Here is a 1,243-nt window from a genome sequence, read left to right as displayed (position 1 = left end):
TGTGTTTTGTCAAGCGCTGGTGTGCCGTTTTACCGTGGGTGGCTGTCCGGGTTACCGGTCAATTGTTTACCGGGTTACCGTCGGCTGGTTTCGTCTGGTTTTGGTTGTTTTGTTATTGCATGAGGGCGTGGGTCCGTCTGTAGGATTCGCCCTCGAATCTGATCATCCTGCCGTGGTGGACGGTGCGGTCGATGATCGCGGCGGCCATGTTGGGGTCGCCGAACACCCTGCCCCATCCGCTGAACTCGATGTTGGTGGTGTAGACGATGCTCTGGGTCTCGTACGCGTTGGTGACGACCTGGAACAGGAGTCTGCTGCCTTCCTCGTCGATGGGCACGTAGCCGAGCTCGTCGATGACGATCATGCGGGCCTTGGCGATGGCTTGCAGTTCCCGGTCGAGTTTGCCTTCCGTGTTGGCGCGCAGGAGCCTCATGACCAGGCCCGCGGCGGTGTAGAACCGCACCGGCACGCCCTGCCGGCAGGCCTTTCTGCCCAACGCGATGGCGAGGTGGGTCTTGCCGGTGCCGGGAGGCCCGAACATGACCACGTCCTCCGGACCGTCGAGGAATCCGAGGGATTCGAGCCCGCTGCGCTGCCAGTCCGCCGGCATGCGCACGTTCTCCCAGTCGTAGTCGTCGAGTTCCTTGGCGGCGGGGAAGCCGGCCTGTCTGAGCAGGCGCGTGCGTTTGGACGCCTCCCTGGATTCGATCTCGGCGTTCATCCACCGGTCCACGAACTCCATCTGGGCCGGGGTCGCGGTTTCGAGCTGGTCGGCGAGCACCTGCCTGGTCAATGGCAGCCGGCGGGCCAGACGCATGATCTCGTCCATTTTCCTGTTCGTGGACGCGCGGCGGCGGGTCGCGTCCGGCATCGTTGTGTTCCTTTTGCCCATGCTCATGCCGCCTTCGCCTGGGTTTCGGGGCGCATGAACCTGTCATACGCGTGCAGGTCCGGTGCCGGGACGTCGTCCGGGGTTTCGCCTGCGCTGATGCGTCTGGCCATGGCCGTCAGGCTTGCCTCGTCGATCGAGTGGCCCTGCTCCACGATGTGCTCGCCGGCCTTTGCCGCGGCATCGAAGCCGTATGCGTCGCTGGCCTTGGCCAGGAGGCGGAACGTGCGCTGGCGGGTCTTGGAGTCCATGGCGTCGATTGCGAGACGGAGCTTTTCGGGGAAATCGCCGCGGATGGGGGATTCGCCCCACGCGCGCGACTTGCGCGCCAAAGCGGGCAGCAGGCTCGCCGGG

General features: G+C 65.0%; 1 protein-coding gene and 1 pseudogene. Both read right to left on the bottom strand.

The genetic code is table 11. The features are described from left to right. Positions 1-112 precede the first annotated feature (112 nt). On the bottom strand, positions 113-898 hold the full coding sequence (gene istB / locus OU26_RS09330; RefSeq protein ID WP_169741497.1) for an IS21-like element helper ATPase IstB: 786 nt from the start codon (positions 896-898) through the stop codon (positions 113-115). Then, positions 895-1,243, bottom strand: a pseudogene (locus OU26_RS10255) (IS21 family transposase); the annotation flags it as partial. The gene istB and the pseudogene OU26_RS10255, both read right to left, overlap by 4 nt.

Origin of the sequence: Bifidobacterium ruminantium DSM 6489, from assembly GCF_000770925.1 — a bacterium.
GTDB lineage: Bacteria > Actinomycetota > Actinomycetes > Actinomycetales > Bifidobacteriaceae > Bifidobacterium > Bifidobacterium ruminantium.
Note: the sequence above shows the minus strand (reverse complement) of the source record. Positions and strands in the feature narration are given on the sequence as shown.

What these genes read in the sequence shown, in the direction of transcription:
- istB (WP_169741497.1), bottom strand. Translation starts at nt 898, where the DNA reads ATGAGCATGGGCAAAAGGAACACAACGATGCCGGACGCGACCCGCCGC.